Annotated in this window: 15 protein-coding genes; 6 read left to right on the plus strand and 9 right to left on the minus strand. The window is 60.8% G+C overall.

Annotated elements, in window-relative coordinates; genetic code table 11:
- Positions 1-323 precede the first annotated feature (323 nt).
- The 7 genes from TX23_RS28930 to gap all read right to left on the minus strand — a co-directional run bounded on the left by TX23_RS28930 (position 324) and on the right by gap (position 9,383).
- The gene (locus TX23_RS28930) at positions 324-2,462 is read right to left on the minus strand and encodes a methyl-accepting chemotaxis protein (RefSeq protein WP_057704381.1); all 2,139 of its coding nucleotides are present in this window, start codon (positions 2,460-2,462) and stop codon (positions 324-326) included.
- Positions 2,463-2,600: 138 nt separating this feature from the next.
- Positions 2,601-3,002 carry a YbaN family protein gene (locus TX23_RS24210; RefSeq protein WP_057704382.1) on the minus strand — a complete coding sequence of 134 codons (402 nt, stop codon included), beginning with the start codon at positions 3,000-3,002 and terminating at the stop codon, positions 2,601-2,603.
- A 169-nt stretch (positions 3,003-3,171) separates the two neighbouring features.
- Positions 3,172-3,780: a biliverdin-producing heme oxygenase gene (locus TX23_RS24215; protein ID WP_057704383.1), complete on the minus strand. Its 609-nt coding sequence runs from the start codon at positions 3,778-3,780 to the stop codon at positions 3,172-3,174.
- Between the two features lie 136 nt (positions 3,781-3,916).
- Positions 3,917-6,481, minus strand: coding sequence for a TonB-dependent receptor (locus TX23_RS24220; protein WP_057704384.1), 2,565 nt, complete (start codon positions 6,479-6,481; stop codon positions 3,917-3,919).
- A gap of 115 nt (positions 6,482-6,596) precedes the next feature.
- Entirely contained in the window at positions 6,597-7,565 is a 969-nt protein-coding gene (locus TX23_RS24225; protein ID WP_057704385.1) for a FecR family protein, read from the minus strand.
- 75 nt (positions 7,566-7,640) lie between these two features.
- Positions 7,641-8,159: an RNA polymerase sigma factor gene (locus TX23_RS24230; protein ID WP_005791005.1), complete on the minus strand. Its 519-nt coding sequence runs from the start codon at positions 8,157-8,159 to the stop codon at positions 7,641-7,643.
- Positions 8,160-8,381: 222 nt separating this feature from the next.
- The gene (gap, locus tag TX23_RS24235) at positions 8,382-9,383 is read right to left on the minus strand and encodes a type I glyceraldehyde-3-phosphate dehydrogenase (RefSeq protein ID WP_057704386.1); all 1,002 of its coding nucleotides are present in this window, start codon (positions 9,381-9,383) and stop codon (positions 8,382-8,384) included.
- Between the two features lie 221 nt (positions 9,384-9,604).
- Here gap and edd point away from each other — a divergent pair, with 221 nt between their 5' ends.
- From edd to TX23_RS24255, 4 genes are all read left to right on the plus strand, one after another.
- On the plus strand, positions 9,605-11,431 hold the full coding sequence (edd, locus tag TX23_RS24240; RefSeq protein WP_057704387.1) for a phosphogluconate dehydratase: 1,827 nt from the start codon (positions 9,605-9,607) through the stop codon (positions 11,429-11,431).
- Complete coding sequence (locus tag TX23_RS24245) at positions 11,428-12,384, plus strand: glucokinase (RefSeq protein WP_057704388.1); 957 nt, start codon at positions 11,428-11,430, stop codon at positions 12,382-12,384. Before edd ends, TX23_RS24245 begins: the two co-directional genes overlap by 4 nt.
- A gap of 138 nt (positions 12,385-12,522) precedes the next feature.
- Positions 12,523-13,257, plus strand: coding sequence for a response regulator (locus TX23_RS24250; protein ID WP_005790997.1), 735 nt, complete (start codon positions 12,523-12,525; stop codon positions 13,255-13,257).
- A 31-nt stretch (positions 13,258-13,288) separates the two neighbouring features.
- On the plus strand, positions 13,289-14,716 hold the full coding sequence (locus tag TX23_RS24255; RefSeq protein ID WP_198706762.1) for an ATP-binding protein: 1,428 nt from the start codon (positions 13,289-13,291) through the stop codon (positions 14,714-14,716).
- A 121-nt stretch (positions 14,717-14,837) separates the two neighbouring features.
- On the opposite strand, the gene TX23_RS24260 is transcribed toward TX23_RS24255, so the two are convergent.
- The gene (locus tag TX23_RS24260) at positions 14,838-15,767 is read right to left on the minus strand and encodes an AraC family transcriptional regulator (RefSeq protein ID WP_057704390.1); all 930 of its coding nucleotides are present in this window, start codon (positions 15,765-15,767) and stop codon (positions 14,838-14,840) included.
- A 328-nt stretch (positions 15,768-16,095) separates the two neighbouring features.
- On the opposite strand from TX23_RS24260, the gene TX23_RS24265 reads away from it, so the two are divergent.
- Complete coding sequence (locus TX23_RS24265) at positions 16,096-16,437, plus strand: antibiotic biosynthesis monooxygenase family protein (protein WP_057704391.1); 342 nt, start codon at positions 16,096-16,098, stop codon at positions 16,435-16,437.
- Positions 16,438-16,481: 44 nt separating this feature from the next.
- Positions 16,482-16,727, plus strand: coding sequence for a hypothetical protein (locus tag TX23_RS24270; RefSeq protein WP_019817340.1), 246 nt, complete (start codon positions 16,482-16,484; stop codon positions 16,725-16,727).
- A gap of 125 nt (positions 16,728-16,852) precedes the next feature.
- Here the strand turns inward: TX23_RS24270 and TX23_RS24275 are convergent, their stop codons facing one another.
- The gene (locus TX23_RS24275) at positions 16,853-17,485 is read right to left on the minus strand and encodes a flavin reductase family protein (RefSeq protein ID WP_057704392.1); all 633 of its coding nucleotides are present in this window, start codon (positions 17,483-17,485) and stop codon (positions 16,853-16,855) included.
- Positions 17,486-17,546: the final 61 nt, after the last annotated feature.

A 17,546-nucleotide genomic window follows, 5' to 3' on the forward strand; every position in this document is an offset into this window, starting at 1 on the left:
AACATTGACCCCTGGTCAGACCGTCGCGAATTGATGCCTGCGCTCCTACCGGCCCTTGAGGCCTTTTTGTAATGGGCAGATCGCGAGCTGATCCAATGTTGGCCAGAAGCTGTTTGGAGCTTCCTCGAATAGGCCTGATACATAGATGCAACTGGGTACCAATGTTTGAAAAGCGGGTTGACAGTGGGGGCGAGTCCATACATAGGAGCGAGCTTGCTCGCGAAGAACTCAAAGGCGCCGCGTTTATTCAGAAAGCACGCGTTATCGTTGACGTTTTTCGCGAGCAAGCTCGCTCCTACAGGGGGCAATGTTTCAGGACCGAATCAGACCCTGAACTGATCCATCAACTTCATCTGCTGGCTGGCCAGGGCGTTGAGCTGGCTGCTGATCGCCGCCGACTCGGTGGCCTGGCCGGTGAGGGTTTCGGTCACGGTACGAATCGCCGAGACATTGCGGTTGACCTCTTCGGCCACCGCGCTTTGCTCTTCGGCAGCACTGGCGATTTGCAGGTTCATGTCGCTGATCACCGTGACTGCGTCGCTGATCTTGCCCAGGGCCTGTACCGCTTGATGGATCTGGCCAGCATTGCTCTGGGCCTGGTGCTGGCTGGAGTGCATGGTCGCCACCACCCCACGGGTGCCGCTCTGGATACGTTCGATCACCACGCGGATTTCCTCGACCGAATCCTGGGTGCGCTTGGCCAGGTTGCGTACTTCGTCGGCCACTACCGCAAAACCGCGCCCGCTTTCCCCGGCGCGTGCCGCTTCAATCGCTGCGTTCAATGCCAGCAGGTTGGTCTGTTCGGCAATGCTGCGGATCACTTCCAATACAGAACCGATTTGCTCGCTGTTGACCGCCAGGGCTTCGACTTCGGTTACGGCTTTGCTGACTTCCTCGGCGAGGGTGGTGATGTCGCGGGTGCTCTGCTCGATGATCGACATGCCTTCACGGGCCGACTGATCGGCGCCGCGTGCCGCGCTGGCGGCATTGGAGGCGCTGTTGGCGACATCGTGGGCGGTGGCGCTCATTTCATTTGAGGCGGTGGCAACCTGGTCGATTTCGCGGAACTGCACCTGCATGCCTTCGCTGGTCTGGCGCGCAATGGCCGAGGATTGATCCGCCGTACCCCGGGCTTCGGTGATGCTTTGCTTGATCTGCGCGATGGTCGGTTGCAGCTTGTCGAGGAAGCGGTTGAACCAGTTCACCAACTCGCCCAGTTCGTCTTTCTTGGTGTAGGCCAGGCGTTGGGTGAGGTCGCCGTCGCCGCTGGCAATGTCTTTGAGCATGGCCGCCACGCTGTTGATCGGCCGGGTCACGCCGGTGGCGGTCAGCCAGATCAGCAACAAGCCCAGCAAGCCGGCGGCGGCGGCCACCAGTAAGGCTTTGATGGTGCCGGTAGCCTGGGCGTCATCCAGCACAGCTTGCAGCTTTTCGTTATCAGCCAGCATTACGCTTTTAGGCAGTTTGATCACCACCCCCCAGGATTTGGCGTCGGCAATCGGCTTGACCGGGTACACGGCGCGAATGGTGTCGTCCTGTTCGCGGATCATGGGCCGATCATTGCCCAGCAGTTGCACGATCTCCTTGCCTTCGGCGCCGAGGCTGTCGATCAGGTTCTTGCCGACCTTGGCCGGTTCACCGCTGTAGGCTGCAATCAGGCCGGTGCTGGACAGGATTTCCAGGTGAGCTGCACCGTTGAATAGATCCTTTTGTGCCGCGTCGGTGGTGGCTTGCAGGGCGGTGAGGGCGATGTCGACACCCACGACGCCGATGACTTTACCGTCGACGATCAGGGGCAGGGAAATGGTGGTCATCAGCACCGGTTTGCCGGCTACGGTGTCTTCGTACGGGTCCAGCAGGCATGTGTTACGCGTGTCGCGTGGGCAGGTATACCAAATGTTGTAGGGCGTACCGCTGAGGTTGAGGGTGGTCTTGGTCAGGTCATCCTCGACCATGATGGTGTTCAGGCTCTCGCCGCCGGCCCGGCTCCAGTAGCTGGAAAAACGCCCTTTTTCGTTGGAGACGCGTGCCTTGTCGTCAATGAACTCACTGTCCTTGCCATCCAGGCCGTTGGGCTCGAACGACAGCCAGATGCCCAGCACCTTGGTGTTGCGCTCGAACACGGTTTTGACGCTCTGGTTGATTTCTTCGCGCAGGGCGCCGGCTTCAACGGAGCGCTTGGTGCCCAATTGACGCAGATCCTTGATTTGGTCGGCGAGGGCGGTGACCGCCAGCAGGTTTTCACCGAAGGTCTTTTGCAAGTGCCCGGCCTGTTCAGCGGCCTTGACTTGCAGCAGTTGTTCGACGCTGGCGGTGAGCATTCGTGAGCTTGAATCACTGACCAACCGATCGTTCTGGTTGGTGTTGTAGATATTGATGCCGACCACCAGTGCGATCACCCCCAGCAGGCAGAGGCCGGACAGCAGCACGATTTTCAAGCGGATGGAGAGGGTGTCGAACATAGGTTCACTCACGAATGGACTTGTTGGTATGCACGCAAACGCGCCAAGTCCCTTCGGCGTCATGCCTGAAACATCGGCGTCACAAATCAATTCATGAGAAATAGGCGATGAGCGGTAGGAAAATGCCTACACCGGCCGTTATGCGGGGCGTGCGAGCTGCTCGGGGCGGGACCAGATCCACAGGTTGCCCAGGCCCATTCCGGCAATTGCCAGGTACACCGGCCAGCCGTGATCGAGCATCACCAGCATCAACAGGGCACACAGCACCATGCTCACGGTGGCGCTGACCTTGGCCCGGCGAGCAATGATCTTGCCGTTGCGCCAGTTGGACAGGATCGGGCCGAACAGGCGGTGGTTTTCCAGCCAGGCGCTCAAGCGCGGTGAGCTTTTGGTGGCGGCCCAGGCGGCCAGCAGGATGAATTCGGTGGTCGGCAAACCCGGTATGACAATCGCCACCAAGCCAATCCCCAGGCTGACGTAGGCCAGCAGGCCATAGAGAAGTTGGGCGATCTTTGAGGAGGATTGGGTTTTGCCGGTCATGCTGCAGTTTTCTGGTGGGAGGGTTTACACATTATTTGCCATGAAATGCACTCAAATGTGGGAGCTGGCTTGCCTGCGATAGCGGTGTATCAGGTTAAACATCTGGAGCTGACTCACCGCTATCGCAGGCAAGCCAGCTCCCACATTGAACCGCTGTCTACCGGAATACTTATGCCAGTTCTGGGGCGCTAGCGTACGCCTGTTCCAGCAACACGGTGAAGCGCACAAACGCATCGATCGCGCCTTTTTCTACCGCAGCTTCTTCTTCGGCACTGAACTGCAGGCCGTCGAGGGTGCGGGTGAAGCTTTTCCAGCCTTCGGCGCGGCCACCGGCGGGCTCGCCCAGGTGGCGCGCACCGAAGGTTTCACTCAGGCCCAGGCCCACGGCGCGCTTGATCAGAAACGCGGCGCCCAGCTTGGAGCCTTCGGACACGAATAGCCAACCCAGGGCTTCGGCCTGGCTTGGGTTTTTCACCGCGCCGGCGACCGGGGCCGGAACGTCGGTGTCGAGGTCTGCCAGGTCGAGCTTGGCGGCTTCGGCGCGGCAGCGGGCGGCCAGGTCGGGGATGATCGTGTTCAGCTTGGCATCGTTGTACAGCGCCACCAGTTCCGATTGGAACAGGTACTGGGCCACCACGAAGCGGGCGAAGTTGGCCTGGGTTTCGAACGGCGCATGGGCCTTGACCAACGCATCCAGCTTGGTGTGCGGTTCATTGGTGATCTGGTTCAGGCGCTGGGAGCGCAGGCTTGGGCGTTCTGCGGTAGGAGAAGCGGTCATGTAAAAAGTCCTTGAAAGAGGGAGCGCCTGGGTGCCCTTAAAGAGAGCTGTTATCAACTAGACGAACAAGAAGACGCGGCACAGTAAAAAATCCTCACCTCGCCGGGATTGATCCTGGCGAGGTGAGGCTGAGGGCTCAGATGTCCCAGATCAGGTTGATCGCAAAGTTGCGACCGGGCTGGGTCAGGCGGTCCAGGTTGGCCGGGCCGGTCACACCGGCTTCGCCGACGCTGTCGTAGCTGCGCACGTCGTCCCAGTTCCAGTACTTCTTGTCGGTCAGGTTGTAGAGGCCACCGTTGATGGTCACGTCGTTGGTGACCTTGTAGTAGGCGGTCAGGTCGAGGATGCCGAAGCCCGGGGTCTTGAACGGGCCGTCGGTGCTGCCGTCGGGAGCGTGGAAGGTGGTGCTGTCGACGCGGTTCTGTTTCTTCACCAGGGTCCAGCTCAGCAGGCCGCCGTAGTTGTCCTGGTCGTAACCCAGGCCAAACACGCCCTTGAGCGGGTTGACGCTGTTCAACGGCTCGCCATTGTCGTCGTTGCGGCCATGGGCGTAGGCAATCGAACCCTGGGTGTACAGGCCCTTCGGCGCGCCGAAGGCATCCAGGTTCAGGCGGCCCTTGGCTTCCATGCCCTTGATGGTGGCGCGCTTGATATTGACGGCCTGGAACTGCTCTACGGTGCCGCCGACCACAGCGTTGTCTTCGTCGATAAAGTCGCGGTACTTGTTGTAGTACACCGCGATGTCGAAGGAGCCTTCGTCAAACTTGCCGCGTATCCCGGTCTCGATGCCTTTGCTGGTCTCCGGCTTGAGGTCGGGGTTGGGTTCGACGGTGTAGCCAATGTTGAGGTTTTCGAAGCGGCCATACAGGGCCTTCGCCGAGGGCGTGCGGAAGCCTTCAGCGTACTGGCCGAACCAGGTGTAGTTATCGGTCAGGGCGTAGGTCAGGCCGAACTTGGGCGTGACGCGGTGCCAGGTTTTGTCCTTGCCATCGACGGCATATTCGCCAGTTGGGTTGACGGTGTTGAGGAACTCCTGGGTCAGCTTGGGCTTGAGCCGGGTGTAGTCATAACGCACGGCGGGCAGGAAGGTCCATTTGTCCCAGCTGATCTGGTCCTGGGCGAACAGCGAGTAGGTGTTGATCGTCGGGTCGGGGAAGTCGCTGGACTTTTTCACGCTGTCGCTCGCCTGTGGGCTGGGCGCGCCGATGGCGGTGCAGCCGCTACCAATGGCCAGGCACGAGGCCGAGCCTTCGCGTGAGCCGGTGACTTTCTGCTGTTTGAGGGTGGTGCCGTAGGTTACCTGGTGGTCGGTCTCACCCAGGCTGAAAGCCTTGTCCAGTTGAGCGTCGAAGACCCACTGTTTTTCTTCGTAAAGGGTGTCGCGGGTGCGCAGCACGTGGCGGCCAGACTGGTAGATCTCGGCGGTGGTTTGATCGGTCTTGGCGATCTGGTAGTTGAGGCTGGTCTTGATGCGATCAGCGATCGGCGACTCCAGGGCAAAGCTGTTTTCCAGGCCGAAGCGCTCGCGGGTGATGGTGTCGTTGCCCGAGCGGGCACGGTAGAGGTTCATGCCCCGACCGCCAATGAACGGGCCGCCTACGGCATTCTTCAGATTGACGTCGCGATCGTCCTTGAACTTCTCGTAGGTCAAGCCTAGACGGTTGTCATCGCCATAGTTCCAGCCCAGCTTGGCCAGCACATTGGTGGTGCGCGCCTCTTCCGGGTTGGCGCCGGTGCGGGCCAGGCCGGTGGCGTTGTTGCCGTCGTAGGATTCGGTTTCATGGCCATTGCGCTGGCTCAGGTGCAGCAAGCCATCAAAGTCTTGTACGCGCCCGGCGAAGGTGCCGGAGGTCAGCCAGCTCTCGTCGGCGGAACTGTAGCCGGTCTTCAGGCGGGCGCCGACGTCCTTGCCCGGCTTGATGATGTCATCCGGGTCGAGGGTGAAATAGCTCACGGCACCGCCGATGGCGCTGCTGCCGTACAGGGCCGAGGCCGGGCCGCGCAGGATCTCCACACGCTTGACGATTTCCGGGTCGACATAGTTGCGACGGGTCTTGGCGTAGGGGCCGTTGAAGAAGTTGTTGGGCACTTCGACGCCGTCCACCTGGGTGAGGATGCGGTCGCCGTCGATACCACGGATGTTGTAGCCCGAGTTACCCGAGCGGCTACCGGCACCGCCGACGGAAACGCCGGGTTCGTAGCGCACCAGTTCGCGGATGTTGTTGGTGTTCTGGCGGTCCAGTTCTTCGCGGTCGTGCACGCTGACGGTACTGGGTACGCTGCTCACCGCCTGTTCGTTACGGGTGGCGCTGATGGTCACCTGTTGCAGGGCGAGGGCGCTGCCCGCGGTGCGTTTCTCCAGCACGATGTTGTTATTGCCCAGTTTGCGGTAGCTCAGGTTGGTCCCCACCAACAACCGGTCCAGCGCTTTTTCCGGCGACAGCGGGCCACGCACGCCAGGGGACGACACACCCTGGCCCAGCTCTGCCGGCAGGCCGATTTGCCAGCCGGTCACCGCGGTAAAGGCGTTGAGCGCCGACACCAATGGTTGCTGCTCGATGCTGAAGTTGTAATTGCCGTGGCTGCGAGGGGCGGGTTCGGCGGCGGCGGCGCTCATGACAGGCGCGCCAGCCAGCAGGATCGCAGCGGTCAGCAAGGACAGAACGGGCGAAGAACACCGGCGGTTGAAACGAGAGGACATCGAGAGCGCTCCGGGATACGAATCTTATAGTTGCGGACTGAACCAAATAGGAATCAGTTGCATTGGCTATAACGAGACGTATCGCCGGTTAACATCGAGTAAAAATAATTCTCATTTAGTTCAGGATCACCAGTGCCGGGTATTCCGACAGCTTGGCTGAGGTGATGTGGGCCAGGGAGCGCACCACGTCCAGGGGCTGGTCGAGGCGATAGTTGCCGGTGACGGCGACGCTGGCCAGTTGCTCATTGTTGTTGACGATCCAGCCAGGGTAATAACGGCGCAGTTCCGCCAGGACTTCGCTCAGCGGGCAATTTTCAAACACTAGCCGGCCTTGCACCCAGGCCAGATCCTTGCCGGCATCGAGCTTGGCCGGTTGGCCGAAACCCTTGGGGCCGATGCGGATGCTTTGCCCGGCACTCAGGCGTACGCGGGCATCGTCGAAGCTGTTGCTCAGGTCGACATCGCCGCGCTGCACTTGTACCTGAGCCTCACCATCGAGGTAGCGCACGGCGAAGGCGGTGTCGCGCACGCTGGCACGTACGGGGCCGGCGTCGATTTCCAGGGGCAGGTCACGGCTTGGGGCTATGTCGAAGAACGCTTCGCCCTGGTACAGGCGCGCCATGCGCTGGCGGTCGGTGATGTGGCTGGAAAACGCCGAGTTGGTGTTGAGCAGCACTCTGGACCCATCGTCCAGTTGCAGGCGCTGGCGCTCGCCGACCACGGTGAGGTGATCGGCCTGCAGGCGCACCGGCAAGTTGCTGAAGCTGAACAGCCCGATCAACAGCACGGCGGCGGTGGCCAGGGGCTTCCAGTGTGGTTTGATCCGGCGCCAGCCGCTTGGCTTGCGTGGCACTGCGAGGGCCACGGCAGCGCTGTGTACCGGTGCTCCTCCCCAGGTCGCCTGGGCTTTGCTGAACGCGTGAACATGCGCCGGGTCCTTGGCCAGCCAGGCGTCGAACTCGGCCTGCTGCCCGGGTTGCGGGCATTGCAAGGCGATCAGCCAATCGAGGGCTTGGTCCATGGCCGTGTCTTGCAGCACCTCATGAGCCAACGCATGGGGGCGCAGTTTATTCGGGTCCGTCACGGTGTTCCTCGGGTCTTCGCCACGTTCTATTCATTTTTTCGTACAGCCTGGATCAATAGCTCTGTCGGATGGAGCTTAAGGCTGATCCAGCCGTTCGGCCACACCTACACAGATGGCCATGATCAATTTCAGTTCCTTTTGCACGGTGCTCAAGGACACGTTCAACTGATCGGCAATCTCCTGGTAGCTGCAACCGTGCAAGCGGCTGAGGATGAAAATCCGCTGCTGACGAGCGCTCAACTGGCCGAGGCTGACGCTCAGGTGCTCCAGTAGTTGCTCGGCCTGAATGGCTTCTTCAGGGGTGCTGGCAGGGGCGGCGACGCTTTGCAGTACATCCAGCGGCACGTCTTCCTGCAACGTACGGGCCTGGATCCGGCGCGAGCGCAGGTGATCCAGCGCCAGATTGCGCGCGGTCTGGTAGACAAAGGGTTCAAGGTGATCGATCGGCCGCTCGCTCAGGGCCCGAGTGACGCGCAGGTAGGTTTCCTGCAACAGGTCCTCGGCGGTGCTGTGGTTATTCACCATCCGCTGCAAGGTGCGTAGCAGAATCACCCGTTGGGTGAGAAAGACTTGGTTGAAGCGAGATTGGCTCACAGTGATACCAGACCGATTTGCAGTGAATGATAATGCTTATCATCAACGCAAATGGCAAGTGGCACTTTGAGATGCCTTGGAGATCGTGTGGGAACCAGGCTTATGTGGGAGCCGGGCTTGCCTGCGATAGCATCACCTCGGTTTGACTGAACGACCGAGTCGTCTGCATCGCGGGCAAACCCGGCTCCCACACAAGCCAGTTCACACAATCCAGCCCAGGGATTACTCGGCGTTGCACAGCGCCAGGCAGTTATCCAGCATACGGTTGGAGAAACCCCACTCGTTGTCGTACCAGGCCAGCACTTTGAGCAACTTGCCGCTTACCTTGGTGTGGTTGGCGTCGAAGATCGACGACAGCGGGTTGTGGTTGAAGTCACTGGAAACCAGCGGCAGGGTGTTGTAGCCCAGGATTTTCGAGTGTTGGCTGGCCTGTTTGAGCAGGGCATTGACTTCATCGGCCGTGGCTTCTTTCTTCAGCTGTACAGTCAGATCCACCAGGGACACGTTGATCACCGGTACACGCACCGCCATGCCGGTCAGCTTGCCCGCCAGTTCCGGCAGCACCAGGCCGACTGCTTCAGCCGCGCCGGTCTTGCTCGGGATCATGTTCTGGGTGGCCGAGCGTGCGCGGTAAGGGTCGGTGTGGTAGACGTCGGTCAGGTTCTGGTCGTTGGTGTAGGCGTGAATGGTGGTCATCAGGCCGCTTTCGATACCCAGCTCGCGGTGCAGCACCTGGGCGACCGGCGCCAGGCAGTTGGTGGTGCACGATGCGTTGGAGATGATCTGGTGGGACTGGCGCAAAATGTCATGGTTTACGCCATACACCACAGTGGCATCCGCGCCCTTGGCCGGGGCCGAAATGATCACCTTGCGTGCGCCGGCGCTAATATGGGCGGCAGCCTTGTCACGATCGGTGAACAGGCCGGTGCACTCGAACACCACGTCGATCTTGTGCGCAGCCCATGGCAGGTCGGCGGGGTTGCGAATGGCACTGACGGCAATCCGGTCACCATTGACGGTCAGGCTTTCCTGATCGTGGGCGACCTCTGCATCGAAAGTGCCGTGTACCGTGTCGTATTTGAGCAGGTGGGCGTTGATCGAGCTGTCGCCCAAATCATTGATGGCGACGATCTGCAAATCCTGGCGATAGCCTTGGGTATACAGTGCGCGCAGGACATTACGGCCGATACGGCCAAAACCATTGATTGCGATACGAAGAGTCATTGGAAAGTGCCTGTCGTCGATTTGTTGTAAGAATTACAAGATTATTCGCATAAAAATAGAAAACAAGCCTTTTTAGTGGCAATATTTTGTTCAATCTACAACGAGTGACCTGAATCAACTGGTCCGATGATCCAAACGACCCCCTGCCATCCCATGAGCCGTGGGCGTTTGATCAGCATAGACACTCAGGTCGCCACATCCGTTAGCCTGGAGTTCTATACATGCATCCCCGCGTTCTTGAGGTCACCGAACGGCTTATCGCCCGCAGCCGCGCCACCCGCGAGGCTTACCTTGCGCTCATTCGCGGCGCAGCCAGCGACGGTCCGATGCGCGGCAAGCTGCAATGCGCCAACTTCGCCCATGGCGTGGCCGGTTGCGGCACCGAAGACAAAAACAGCCTGCGCATGATGAATGCCGCCAACGTGGCAATTGTTTCTTCTTATAACGACATGCTCTCGGCGCATCAGCCCTACGAGCATTTCCCTGAACAAATCAAAAAGGCGCTGCGCGAAGTCGGCTCGGTCGGTCAGTTCGCCGGCGGCACCCCCGCCATGTGCGACGGCGTGACCCAGGGCGAGCCGGGCATGGAGCTGAGCCTGCTCAGCCGTGAAGTCATCGCCATGTCCACGGCGGTAGCGCTGTCCCACAACATGTTCGACGCCGCGTTGATGCTGGGCATCTGCGACAAGATCGTCCCCGGCCTGATGATGGGCGCGCTGCGCTACGGCCATCTGCCGATGATCTTCGTGCCGGGCGGGCCGATGCCGTCGGGTATTTCCAACAAGCAAAAAGCCGATGTGCGCCAGCGCTACGCCGAAGGCAAGGCCAGCCGCGAAGAGCTGCTGGAATCGGAGATGAAGTCCTACCACAGCCCCGGCACCTGCACCTTCTACGGCACCGCCAACACCAATCAGCTGCTGATGGAAGTGATGGGCCTGCACTTGCCGGGCGCGTCATTCGTCAACCCGTATACGCCGCTGCGTGATGCGCTCACCCGCGAAGCCGCGCATCAGGTCACGCGCTTGACCAAGGCCAATGGCAACTTCACGCCGATCGGCGAGATCGTCGACGAGAAATCCATCGTCAACTCCATCGTTGCGCTGAACGCCACTGGCGGTTCCACCAACCACACGCTGCACATGCCGGCCATCGCCATGTCGGCGGGCATCATCCTCACCTGGCAAGACATGGCCGACCTCTCCGAGGTGGTGCCGACCCTGTCCCATGTGTACCCAAACGGCAAGGCCGACATCAACCACTTCCAGGCGGCGGGCGGCATGTCGTTCCTGATCCGCGAGCTGCTCGAAGCGGGCCTGCTCCACGAAGACGTCAACACCGTGGCCGGCAAGGGCTTGAGCCGCTATATCCAGGAACCGTTCCTGGTAGACGGCGAACTGGTGTGGCGCGACGGCCCGATCGAGAGCCTCGACGAAACCATCCTGCGCCCCGTGGCCCGTGCGTTTTCGCCGGAAGGCGGCTTGCGCGTGATGGAAGGCAACCTTGGCCGTGGCGTGATGAAAGTCTCGGCTGTCGCGCCCGAGCATCAGGTGGTCGAAGCGCCGGCGGTGGTGTTCCAGGACCAGCAGGACCTGGCCGACGCCTTCAAGGCTGGCGAGCTGGAAAAAGACTTCGTTGCGGTGATGCGCTTCCAGGGGCCGCGCTCCAACGGTATGCCGGAACTGCACAAGATGACCCCGTTTCTCGGCGTGTTGCAGGACCGTGGTTTCAAAGTGGCGTTGGTAACAGACGGGCGAATGTCCGGCGCGTCGGGTAAGATCCCTGCCGCGATCCACGTCAACCCCGAAGCCCAGAGCGGCGGGCCGCTGGCGCGGGTCCAGGATGGCGATATCATTCGCGTCGATGGCGTTACCGGCACCCTGGAGCTTAAGGTGGACGCCGAAGTATTTGCAGCGCGCACGCCTGCCACGGGCCTGTTGGGCAATAACGTGGGAGCCGGTCGCGAGCTGTTTGCATTCATGCGCTTGGCCGCAAGCTCCGCAGAGCAGGGCGCCAGCGCCTTTACCTCTGCCTTGGAGACGCTTAAGTGAAGCTTGCGCTGGTCGGTGATATCGGGGGCACCAACGCCCGTTTTGCGTTGTGGCGCGATCAGGAGCTGCATTCGATTCGCGTGCATGCCACGGCGGATCACGGCAGCCCTGAAGAGGCGATCAAGGTCTATCTCAAAGAGGAAGGCCTGGAAATCGGGGACATCGGTGCGGTGTGCCTGTCGGTGGCCGGGCCGGTGAGTGGCGATGAGTTCAAGTTCACCAACAATCACTGGCGCCTGAGCAAGACTGCGTTTTGCCAGGCCCTGCAAGTGGATGAACTGCTGCTGGTCAATGACTTCTCGGCCATGGCCCTGGGCATGACACGCCTCAAGCCCGACGAGTTCCGCGTGGTCTGTGAAGGCACGCCGGAGCCGTTGCGCCCTGCGGTGGTGATCGGGCCTGGCACTGGCTTGGGCGTTGGCACTTTGCTGGACCTCGGCGCCGGGCGTTTCGCGGCATTGCCGGGGGAGGGCGGGCACGTCGACCTGCCCCTGAGCAGCCCGCGGGAAACCCAGCTGTGGCAGCATATTTACACAGAGATCGGCCATGTCAGCGCCGAAACCGTATTGAGCGGCGGCGGCTTGCCGCGTCTGTATCGCGCTATTTGTGCGGTGGACGGGCACGAGCCGCTGCTGGACACGCCCGAAGCCATCACCGCAGCGGGCCTGGCCGGCGACGCGGTGGCCATGGAGGTCCTGGACCAGTTCAGCATCTGGCTGGGCCGGGTCGCGGGCAATAACGTATTGACCACCGGTGGGCGCGGTGGCGTGTACATCGTGGGCGGTGTGATACCCAGGTTTGCCGACTTCTTTATCGCCAGCGGTTTCGCCAAAAGCTTTGCGGATAAAGGCTGCATGAGCGACTACTTCAAGGGTATTCCAGTGTGGTTGGTGACAGCGCCGTATTCCGGTTTGACCGGGGCGGGTGTGGCGCTTGAGCAAGCTTTTGCATAGGTCATAATGGCGCCATCGCAGGCAAGCCAGCTCCCACAGTCTGGAATGCATTCCAAGTGTGGGAGCTGGCTTGCCTGCGATGACGGCCTAAAGCGCACCCGATGATTTAAGCCAGGCCATAACCACAAGGAGGACCCCGTGAGCGTAATCAGTAAATCCATTCTCCTCGTCGACGACGACCAGGAGATCCGCGAATTGCTGCAAACCTACCTCAGTCGCGCCGGCTTCCAGGTCCGTGGCGTGGCCGATGGCGCGGGGTTCCGCCAGGCGATGAACGAGGCGCCGTGCGACCTGGTCATCCTCGATGTGATGTTGCCGGATGAAGACGGGTTCAGTCTGTGCCGCTGGATCCGCCAGCACCCGCGCCAGGCGCAGGTGCCGATCATCATGCTCACCGCCAGTTCCGACGAAGCCGACCGCGTGATCGGCCTGGAACTGGGCGCCGACGACTATATCGGCAAGCCGTTCAGCCCCCGCGAGTTGCAGGCGCGCATCAAGGCGTTGCTGCGTCGATGCCAGTTTGGCCAGGAGCGCAGCACTGGCGGCGATGTATTGGTATTCGATGAATGGCGTCTGGACATGATCAGCCACCGCTTGTTTCACGTTGATGGCGAAGAGGTCATCCTTTCCGGTGCTGACTTTGCCTTGCTCAAGTTGTTTCTCGACCACCCGCAACAGATCCTCGACCGCGACACCATCGGCAACGCTACCCGTGGGCGTGACCTGATGCCGCTTGACCGTATCGTCGATATGGCCGTCAGCCGCTTGCGCCAACGCCTGCGCGATACCGAAAAACCCCCGAGGCTGATCCGCACCGTGCGCGGCAGCGGTTATCAACTGGCAGCCAGCGTGGTTGCCGGCAATGCCCACTGAACCTTTGACCGAGCGCCGCCGCCGCTTTCCGGTGCCACGTTCGCTGCTGGGGCGCATGTTACTGCTGACCTTACTGGTCGTGCTGTTCGCCCAGGCGCTGTCCAGCGTGATCTGGGTCTCGCAACTGCGCGCCACCCAGCTTGAGGGCCTGGTCACCAGCGCCCGCAGCCTGGCGCACTCGATGACCGCCAGCGTGAGTTATTTCCGTTCGCTGCCGGTGGCCTACCGGCCCTTGGTCCTTGATCAGTTGCGCAGCATGGGCGGCACCCGCTTTGTGGTGACCCTCAATGACCGCCCGCTGGACATGGCGATCCTGCCGCAGACGCCGCGCAAGCAAGCGGTGCTGGAAGCGGTCGATGAGGTGTTACGCCAGACCCTGGGTGCCGATGTGCATATCTCGGTGGAGTTCGTCAGCGCCGAAGACCTGCGCATCTTCAACGCCGGTCTCAAGCTCGACGAACTGCCGCGCTCCTGGGCCCATTACGCATTGACCCTGGAACCGGTCAACCCGCCAGTGTTGGTCACACAGATTCAACTGGCGCCCGGCGAATGGCTGTATATCGCCTCGCTGTTGCCAGAGCCTTACACCAGCCTTGAAGAACAGGGCCTGCCGTCCCAGCAGGTGTGGTTTATCGTGCTGACCAGTGGTTTTTTGCTGCTGTTTATCGGTTTGCTGGTGCATTGGCAAAGCCGGCCGCTCAAGCGCCTGGCGCGGGCGGCGCGGGACATGTCGCTGGGGGCCGATGTAGAACCGGTGGCCGAGGGCGGTGGCAGTGAAGTGGTGGAAGTGGGCCGCGCCTTCAACGCAATGCGCGAACGCATCAGCCGTTACCTGACCGAACGCAGCCAGTTGTTCAGCGCCATTTCCCACGACTTGCGCACACCGATTACCCGCCTGCGCCTGCGGGTGGAATTGCTCGAAGACGAGAACCTGCAAACCAAATTCGGCCGCGACCTGGATGAGCTGGAACTGCTGGTCAAAGGTGCGCTGCAATGCGTGAAAGACACCGACATCCACGAAAACATTCAGCCGGTAGACCTCAATCACGTACTCGAATGCCTGGTGGAACCGTACCTGGCGCCTAATGGAAACGGTCGAGTAACCCTCGATGGCGCTGCCCTGGCGGCGTATCCAGGCAAGCCGCTGGCGCTCAAACGTTGCATCGGCAACCTGATCGACAACGCCTTGAAGTACGGGCAGAACGCGCATTTGCACATCGAGGATGATGGTGTGCAGTTCGTCCTGCATGTGGATGACGAAGGCCCCGGTGTACCGGAGCAGCGTCTGGAGCAGGTATTCGAACCGCACTTTCGCCTGGCCGGCCAGCAGCAGGGGTACGGATTGGGGTTGGGAATCGCGCGCAACATCGCCCATAGCCATGGCGGCGAAGTGAGTTTGCAGAACCTGCGCGAAGGCGGCCTGCGCGTCACCCTGCAACTTCCCCGCGGATTAGATTGAATATACGCAGACCTACTGTGGGAGCTGGCTTGCCTGCGATAGCGGTGGTTCAGTTGACTCATCAGTGACTGACACACCGCCATCGCAGGCAAGCCAGCTCCCACATGGTGCTTTGCGTACATCAGATGCTTTGGCGCAACCGGGCCAGGTCGCGCAGTGGCGGGGCCCCAAACAACCGGCTGTATTCCCGGCTGAATTGCGACGGGCTTTCATACCCCACCCGATACCCCGCCGCCGAGGCTTCCAGCCCTTCGGCAATCATCAAGCGCCGCGCTTCCTGCAAGCGCAGTTGCTTCTGATACTGCAGCGGGCTCATGGCCGTGATCGCCTTGAAGCGATGGTGCAAGGTCGAGACGCTCAGGTTCACTTCCTTGGCCAGGTCGTCGATGCGCAGTGGCTGTTCATAGTTGCCGTTCAACCATGTGATTGCCTGGCTGACGCGATGGCTCTGGCTGTTGGCCACGGCAATTTCATACAGTCGATAACCCTGTGGGCCACGCAGCAAGCGATAGAGAATTTCACGGTTGATCAACGGCGCGAGCATGGCGATGTCTTTGGGCGTGTCCAGCAAGCGGGTCAGGCGCAGCACCGCATCGAGCAGCGGGGTGTCGATGCGATCCACATACATGCCGCGAGAAGTGGGACGCGACGGCACGCCCATAGGCCCGGCTTCGGCAATCAGCGCGGTGAGCTGGGCCGGATCGATATTGATGCGTACCGACAGGTTCGGGTCTTGCGGGGTAGCATCGATGATTCTGCCGGCTACCGGCATGGCGACCGAAAACACCAGATAGTTGAGCGGGTCATAGGCAAAGATTTCATCGGCCAGGCGCACTTCCTTGCTGCCGCTGGCGAGGATGCACAGGGCAGGCTCCACCAGCACCGGCATGAAGTCGCGTGGCGTGTTATGGCGGTTCAGATACAGCGAGGTGATCGCCGTGCCGTAGGAGCCGTCTTCCCAGGTGTGGCGGTGCACGATACTGGCCAGCTCGGCGCGTTGTTTCTCCATCTCGGCATCGACGGGGATGGACTTTGGTTCGGGCGACGACATGGAACGTCCTCTACACGCTGCTTTGATGGGCTCAGCTTAGCGGCAGCTTTTCAAAAAGTGTTACGCCGATCCTGCAGGATCCTTGCCTGATCCTGCGATAGGTAGTGAATCAGGCAAGCAGGCCGCCTGTCATCTCCCTGAAACACTGGACCTGTGCATGGAATAAATCCCGGGGGCCGAACGTCCTTTCTATGTTTCTCGCAGGATTGTGCAATAAGCCTGCAGGAATCGACTAACCGCAGCCACAGCCGGGCCGCTATCTTTGATGCTGTGGCAACACACCCTCACCGTGCTTGCCGAGCATCACTTCTCAACGGGAGAGTCGAACATGTCCACCCCCATTCCCGCGAGCCATATGGCCTTTATCCGCGCCCGTAGCGGGTGCAGCACCGAACTGGGTGCACGCTTGAGCAGTTTGATCGAACCGGGTCGCCAGGCCCCGGGTTGCCTGCAATTCTCGTTGCAGCATTCCCAGGTCGACCCCGATGTATGGCTGGTATCCGGTTTTTGGAGCAGCGAGGAGGCCATGAGTACCTACTTCAGCTCGCCGGCCTTGATGATTTTTACGCAGTTGCTCAACGACATGGTCGTGCGCAGCATGGACTTCCAGACCTTCACCGACGCATCCGCCGTCAACGCCTACGGCGAGTACCTGCAACTGGCCGGTTGAACCGGTTTACAATGGCCAACTTTCCATTGGCCAGGACCTGCAACATGGCACGTAAACAATTTGCTCACCACGAAGCCGTTTCCGCCGTCGTACCGGGAGAAGGTGGCTACAGCGCCGCCGTTGCCGTCAAGGCACTGGACGGCATGGGCGCGCCCAGGTTTCACAAGATCCTTGATGGGCAGACGTTCAAGACTGCGTCCGATGCCGATGATGCGGCGACGTTGCAACTCGAGCATTTGGTCGATGTGGATGCAGAAGGCCAACTGACCTGGGCGACTGCTGAACGCTGAGGCAGCACACCTAACCAATGTGGGAGCTGGCTTGCCTGCGATAGCGGTGTATCAGTCACTCCTGAGTTAACTGACCCACCGTCATCGCAGGCAAGCCAGCTCCCACAGTTTTGATTGCATTTTAGTCAGGGTTTGGTGGCGCCTGGTCTGTGCATTTTGAACAGGGCCTCAGGCCCCAACTGGAAATAATCCGCCGGCCCACCCCCACGTAAAATCGGCTCGGCGGCAGCGGTGTCGTAGATGCCATCCTTGAGCAGCCACTTGGCAATGTGCACCGCAACCACTTCGCCCAGCACCAGCCAGCTCGGCACCAGCTCCTTGTCGGCGCGTTGCAGTTGGATGATCTGCGTCACTTTGCATTCGAACGATACCGGGCTTTCGCCGACCCTTGGTACAGCGATGACCCTCGAGGCCACCGGCGTCAGGCCGGACAACTCGAATTCATTCACATCCGCCGAGACCGCCGCGCAACTCTGGTTCATCTGCTCGGCCAGCGGGCGGGTGGCCAGGTTCCACACAAACTCGCCGGTCTGTTCGATGTTATTCAGGCTGTCTTTACGCCCGACACTGGAAAACCCAATGATCGGCGGAATGTAGTTGAACGCATTGAAGAAGCTGTACGGCGCCAAGTTCAGGCGGCCTTCGCTGTCGTGCGAGGAGATCCAGCCAATCGGGCGCGGGCCGACGATGGCGTTAAACGGATCGTGTGGCAGGCCGTGGCCATTGGCGGGTTCGTAAAAGTGAATATCGTCGGACATGGCCTGTTCTGCTCTTAATTCTGAGGCGTTCATCATATCCAATGTGGGAGGGGCGGTGCGA

This window comes from Pseudomonas paralactis (genome assembly GCF_001439735.1).
Taxonomy (GTDB): Bacteria; Pseudomonadota; Gammaproteobacteria; order Pseudomonadales; family Pseudomonadaceae; genus Aquipseudomonas; species Aquipseudomonas paralactis.

Excerpts from the sequence above, each read along its gene's own strand:
- TX23_RS24265 (WP_057704391.1), top strand. The coding sequence starts at position 16,096 with ATGTCCACCCCCATTCCCGCGAGCCATATGGCCTTTATCCGCGCCCGT.
- TX23_RS24220 (WP_057704384.1), bottom strand. The coding sequence starts at position 6,481 with ATGTCCTCTCGTTTCAACCGCCGGTGTTCTTCGCCCGTTCTGTCCTTG.
- edd (WP_057704387.1), top strand. The coding sequence starts at position 9,605 with ATGCATCCCCGCGTTCTTGAGGTCACCGAACGGCTTATCGCCCGCAGC.
- TX23_RS24210 (WP_057704382.1), bottom strand. The coding sequence starts at position 3,002 with ATGACCGGCAAAACCCAATCCTCCTCAAAGATCGCCCAACTTCTCTAT.
- TX23_RS24215 (WP_057704383.1), bottom strand. The coding sequence starts at position 3,780 with ATGACCGCTTCTCCTACCGCAGAACGCCCAAGCCTGCGCTCCCAGCGC.
- TX23_RS28930 (WP_057704381.1), bottom strand. The coding sequence starts at position 2,462 with ATGTTCGACACCCTCTCCATCCGCTTGAAAATCGTGCTGCTGTCCGGC.
- TX23_RS24270 (WP_019817340.1), top strand. The coding sequence starts at position 16,482 with ATGGCACGTAAACAATTTGCTCACCACGAAGCCGTTTCCGCCGTCGTA.
- TX23_RS24275 (WP_057704392.1), bottom strand. The coding sequence starts at position 17,485 with ATGTCCGACGATATTCACTTTTACGAACCCGCCAATGGCCACGGCCTG.
- gap (WP_057704386.1), bottom strand. The coding sequence starts at position 9,383 with ATGACTCTTCGTATCGCAATCAATGGTTTTGGCCGTATCGGCCGTAAT.
- TX23_RS24260 (WP_057704390.1), bottom strand. The coding sequence starts at position 15,767 with ATGTCGTCGCCCGAACCAAAGTCCATCCCCGTCGATGCCGAGATGGAG.